Below are 5,073 nucleotides of genomic sequence, written 5' to 3'. Positions count from 1 at the left end.
AAAGGAGAACTAGACCTAAAAAAAGGCTGGTCACCAAACCTCAAACTGGGGAAATTTGGTCCAGCACTTTTGGGGAAATTTGACCCAGCATTGACACCCCAGATAGATGCAGATAATTCGAGCTCAAAATCGCGATGTTTGCAAGCCCGACGGATTATGATTGCAGGTTCTTACAGTTAGGATGCGGGTGCAAAGGTGCGTAGATGACAGTGAAGTCAGTCTATGGTCGTTCATCGTTAAGCGGGGCGCAGAGAAGATTGCTAGTGGTTATCGCGGGAGTAAAGCGGATGCGGTCTTTGAAGCTGAGCAAGCTTATGATGACAGTCTCGTTTGAGGTGATGAAGTAAGTACACCGATATTTTAGTTTACAAAGGCAGCAGGGCGATATTTCGTAGTGTACTAGTTTTGTAATACCAGAACAAAACTAGAAAGAAACTTTATCATAAGCTAACAATTCTTAATGTGCATTTGTATTGGTAGGTCAACTCACAGGTATTACATAAGTTATCAGTCGTATTTGTTGCTGCTATTTCGATAAATGAGTATTTAATTTAGTAAGGCTCACGGACAGGCGTAAGGCTTAACTTTCTATCGCCAGTGAGCTGAAACTGCGCTGACACGAGACCAGCTGTTTGCGCCCCGAACTTCGTAGATCGAGATCCGAAAAGCAGTCATTCATGAGCTCTCAGGCTAAAGCAAACACAAAAGCTACATTTTTGCCTGCCCGTTTGGAACGTCACTCTCTTCAGGCTGATGTTGCTCCGGGCATCACCGTAAATCCTGCAATGATTTATCTTGCCAGACTGCAGTCTGATGCCAGCAAACGCACGATGACGAGTGTTCTGAACAGTGCAGCCAAATGGTTTGCACGAGATGATACTGCGACCTGGCGGACGTGTGAATGGGCAAGGTTAAGTCGTGTGGCTATCATTGGATATGCTGAATATCTACGTAAAGACAAAAGGTTATCTTCGCGAAGTATACGAAACTCAGTGGCAGCACTCCGAGGTGTAGCTCGTGAAGCATGGCTTGCTGATCTCATGCCTGAGAATGCTTACAGGAAAATCAAAGAAGATCTTCCGCATGTTAGTGGTTATCAGATAGCCAAAGGGCGCGCTCTATCAAAAGATGAGTTACTTGCGATGCTGAAGACATGTGATCAGAGGCATAATATTCGTGGGCTACGTGATGCTGCCATTGTGTGCATATTGTCCATGTGCGGGCTACGCAGGGCTGAACTGGTTCATTTAGATTACGAACACATTGATTGGAATACCAGCACGCTCACTTTTATTGGAAAGGGAAACAAGGAAAGAATAGCGTTCTTGCCAGCGGCAGCACAAAGCAGATTGTGGGATTGGTGCGACCGGGTCCGTGGTTCTCACGAAGGTGCTCTGTTCTTTGGCATATCACGTGGGGAGGCCATCACAGAAGACCGATTAACTGCAGACGGCTTGCATTACATTGTAACCAAGCTGGCGGCTGAGGCCAAAATCTCACCGTGTTCAGCTCATGATCTGAGACGCACCTACGCCACTTTACAATTTGAAAGTGATGTCGATATCCTGACAATTCGTGACAACATGGGCCATGCCAGCGTCACAACCACTCAGATTTATGACCATCGGAACCTGGCTACTCGTCGCAAGAGCACAGAGGTTTTTGAGTTCTGACAGAACCGTTGGTTAGTCGACACGATTGGACCGTAAAACCGATGCAGATTTCTGGCCTGATTGTGGTGCCCTTAGACATTGAAACTCATTTGGTATGCTCACGATCCGCTGAACGAAGGAACTCGCCCAGCTGTTTCAGTTTCTCAAGGAGTTCATCAAAGGTGACGATCTCGACGTCCTTTGAATTTCTACGGAACAGCTCGAACGACTTCTGGCGGTCCTCACCTTCAGGCGTCGTTCCTACAACCAGACAGCAATGAACTGCGTAGGACTCAATGTCGTAGAGCCGGGAGTTTTCCTTGATCTGAGCAACTTGTTTCTGGAGCTGATACTTCTGGTCGAGTGCCTGATTGATTGATCCAGATAGGTCTGAGGAAGGAGTATAGACCCCCTCGCGGAATGGCCGCTTGTTCAGCACTGGTGTATGTGGCGTCTTGATCTCGAACACAGCGGTATTATTGGTCAAGCTGTTTTTGACGAGGAAATCAGTGATCTTCTCACCTTCCCCGGATAGTTTCCGTCCGCCTACCGACGCTTGATCGCGCACCTTGATCACAGGGTAGCCGAACGCCATGTTCAGGATAAACGAGTTGGCGTTGAAGAACTCCTGCCACTTGGCTTCGTCAAGTTTCTTCCCTAGCATTCCTTCGAAACGCTCAATCAGTGCCTCAAGGGTCACGAGTTCAATGTCGCTCTGCAATTGTGCAAGCCGTTCTGTCTGCTCCGTTCCCAGTGATTTCGCGGTCTTCGTCAGGGCATGAATGACGGCATCCTGTACGTCTTCTGCCAAGACTTCCTCACCCATTGCTTTCGCAGTGATCATGCGGCGAACCGGGGAGCGCCCTGCCGTTACCTCCACCTGCGGTTTGCCGATTCTATCAGCGAGGTAGTTATAGGTTGTCGCGTCCTTCACCGAGCTCCCAGCTAACTGGCTGGCGGTAGCGATTGAATTGATCTTACGGCGCACCTTGTCGAAGTCCGCTTTTGAAATGAAGAAGATACCTGCGGCATCGTCCGCACGAGTCTCCTCTGTTGGTGAAATCACAATCGAGGTACAGTCCGACATCGCTTCCACGGCTTCAACGACAAAGCGATACTCCTTTGCCAGTCCGAGCCCGTAATCGGGGTTCTTGGTGAACCCCGACGGAAATTTATGCAAAACTTCTATGATGTCGTCGCGCGTCTTTGGTAACTCTTCATCTAAATGCACGTCCCAAAGATCGGTTTCCGCGATGGTGATCTCGCGAATCTGCTGGTATTTTGGCTTTAGGAACTCCGGCTGGCGCGGCAGCATACTGACCGGGAAGACTGAGATGTAGTGATCCTGGGCCGACATCTTGAGTAGCTTCACGCGGTGCTTTTCCCGATCTTTCTGGTCAATTCCAGCGGCACGCAGTCGTTCATCTTCAGGGGTGAACCAAACATCGATGCATCGCGGATGAAGCTCCTCAATCTGGATTTCTCCTTTTGGATCTGGCAAAGGGGTAATAACTGCCATCTATTCAGCGGCCTCCGTGGAATCGCATTTAGAATACTGAAAGAACTGATAGTGAGTTGCTCCAGTGTCCGGTTCTGCCCAGTACCTGAGCAGATCCCTTGCGTGAGATTGGTTCAGAACGAATGGAATCTTTTACATGTATCCTGAACATGCCCAATCTGAGCCCCTTGTTCAAAAAATTCAAATAAAATTCGAAAACTGAAGATTTTACGATCCCAACTTTTTTAAATAAGGGAGAGATTATGAGTTGCATCCCCCAAAAAACTTTTGGTGGATCGTAAATATCGTTGTATTATGAGCATATTAGATGATGTTGTTGGGAGCGGATTTGCAGTTTGCTTCTACTGCTCATCTGACTAAGGCCGATGAGGCTTTAAGCTGTTAAGTGAAACTTCAGCTGCTTTGAATCCTCTTTCGCTAAATAGGTATTGGAAGGCTAAGCCCTCCTATTTAATCCGACTTGAAAAGCAAGTTCGGTAGCGCGTGTTTGCGCGCAAATTTCCGCGCTGATCGTATGGATATCCATCTGGTCAGCAATTCAAAAATGCATCCAACCCAAGAGGTGAACAGATGCAGAAAATATTACTAAGGAGAATGAGTTATGTACTCAATAAATTGGAGGACTATCTTCCGCCGTAAAAGACTTTTTTTTAGAGTGGCAAAAATCACAACGGACCCAACAGGTTTGTCAGCTTTGTTAGCAGCAGCAGATTTAAGTGTATACGCTTATCATGTGCTGAAAGAGTTTGGTCAAACGGGACGTTGGAACACCGATCAGCCGGTCGGTCTCTTTTCTTGCTTGGAAGGGCCATTGAAGGCTTGGCTAACGGAGGAGCAATATGAGGTACTTGAGGACATGGTCACAACGGTACTTTAACGAGAATGAGTGAGCCAACAGGTCATTAAGCCTGTTGGCTCATCAGCTTACACAATGCTGTCGGTCGTCAAATGCGCAGGATCTATCAGGGTGGAACTTCCATCAGATCCGAGATAGCTGTCTTTGGTTGATAATACTCAACCCCAAAATGCACACTCGTTCCAGTTAGCCTAAGTTCTTTACCTCCAGGGCGCTAGTTGTGAGGGACCTGGCACTTTGCGGCGATAACGCTCCGGCACGACCGCTTTCGGGTCAGCTGGATAGATATGGTGGCCGTTAAACTTACCACCAGGATCAAGCGTCTGCTCGCCCCAGGGATAAAGTTCGACGATGACATCCCTCCAGGCCCCTATTGGGTAGCTTTCTTCAGCAGCAAAATTTATGTAGCGGCCTTTTTCCATGTCAACCGCGATCATGTAAAACCAGTTATGAGCTTCACGGTGGAAAGGATCATCTACATTGAGGTGATCCGGACAGTAGCGGGCTTCAAAGTTCACTTCCCGCACAAGCGGCCCCATATAAGTGGTGGTGCCTCTATATGATCCCATGTCATCCTTGACACTGACAATCATTCGGGTGGTTGAGGGATCAAGATAATCAATACCTTTGGTCAGTTGCAAGCGAAGTGGTATTGATTTGATACCGGCTAGACAAGGTTGTGCCTCATCTTCTCGCTGTTCTTTCGCGCGCCAGATCTTTTGGTCTTCCCAGTATTCCTCAGCCAGAACATGACCTGGTCGCTCATCGGTGATATCATCACTTAATGATTTCCACATGGCCTTTGTTAGTCCTCTCAAGCCTAGATCAATTACAACAGCAAAGATAATTGCCGTGATGGCAAGCCGCTTGCCCCACTTCCACTTGCGGGTCCGGCGAAGCTCCTGAAACTTGCTCATAAATACCCCCTACTCGAAAACCTTGCGTCCTGAGGGCGCGCTTCCAGGTGTGTTGCCTTCAGTAACACCGCCCAATGCGCCGTCCGGATGCCAGACGACAATATGCTCCTTGCCGTCATCAAGTCGGAC

At 48.1% G+C, this 5,073-nt stretch carries 5 protein-coding genes; 3 read left to right on the top strand and 2 right to left on the bottom strand.

What is annotated here, in order from left to right; genetic code table 11:
* Both PPL9_RS33105 and PPL9_RS06460 read left to right on the top strand, forming a co-directional pair.
* The coding region (locus tag PPL9_RS33105; protein WP_208989215.1) for a hypothetical protein at positions 1 to 180 on the top strand (180 nt) is incomplete at its 5' end.
* Between the two features lie 497 nt (positions 181 to 677).
* Positions 678 to 1,673, top strand: coding sequence for a tyrosine-type recombinase/integrase (locus PPL9_RS06460; protein WP_057461929.1), 996 nt, complete (start codon positions 678 to 680; stop codon positions 1,671 to 1,673).
* An 85-nt stretch (positions 1,674 to 1,758) separates the two neighbouring features.
* Here PPL9_RS06460 and PPL9_RS06455 read toward each other — a convergent pair whose 3' ends face one another.
* Entirely contained in the window at positions 1,759 to 3,171 is a 1,413-nt protein-coding gene (locus tag PPL9_RS06455; protein ID WP_057461928.1) for a Shedu immune nuclease family protein, read from the bottom strand.
* A gap of 601 nt (positions 3,172 to 3,772) precedes the next feature.
* On the opposite strand from PPL9_RS06455, the gene PPL9_RS06450 reads away from it, so the two are divergent.
* The gene (locus PPL9_RS06450) at positions 3,773 to 4,048 is read left to right on the top strand and encodes a hypothetical protein (protein ID WP_057461927.1); all 276 of its coding nucleotides are present in this window, start codon (positions 3,773 to 3,775) and stop codon (positions 4,046 to 4,048) included.
* Positions 4,049 to 4,227: 179 nt separating this feature from the next.
* Here PPL9_RS06450 and PPL9_RS06445 read toward each other — a convergent pair whose 3' ends face one another.
* The gene (locus PPL9_RS06445) at positions 4,228 to 4,944 is read right to left on the bottom strand and encodes a hypothetical protein (RefSeq protein WP_057461926.1); all 717 of its coding nucleotides are present in this window, start codon (positions 4,942 to 4,944) and stop codon (positions 4,228 to 4,230) included.
* Positions 4,945 to 5,073 lie beyond the last annotated feature (129 nt).

Source organism: Pseudovibrio sp. POLY-S9, assembly GCF_001431305.1.
GTDB lineage: Bacteria > Pseudomonadota > Alphaproteobacteria > Rhizobiales > Stappiaceae > Pseudovibrio.
Note: the sequence above shows the minus strand (reverse complement) of the source record. Positions and strands in the feature narration are given on the sequence as shown.

Excerpts from the sequence above, each read along its gene's own strand:
- PPL9_RS06460 (WP_057461929.1), top strand. The coding sequence starts at position 678 with ATGAGCTCTCAGGCTAAAGCAAACACAAAAGCTACATTTTTGCCTGCC.
- PPL9_RS06455 (WP_057461928.1), bottom strand. The coding sequence starts at position 3,171 with ATGGCAGTTATTACCCCTTTGCCAGATCCAAAAGGAGAAATCCAGATT.
- PPL9_RS06450 (WP_057461927.1), top strand. The coding sequence starts at position 3,773 with ATGTACTCAATAAATTGGAGGACTATCTTCCGCCGTAAAAGACTTTTT.
- PPL9_RS06445 (WP_057461926.1), bottom strand. The coding sequence starts at position 4,944 with ATGAGCAAGTTTCAGGAGCTTCGCCGGACCCGCAAGTGGAAGTGGGGC.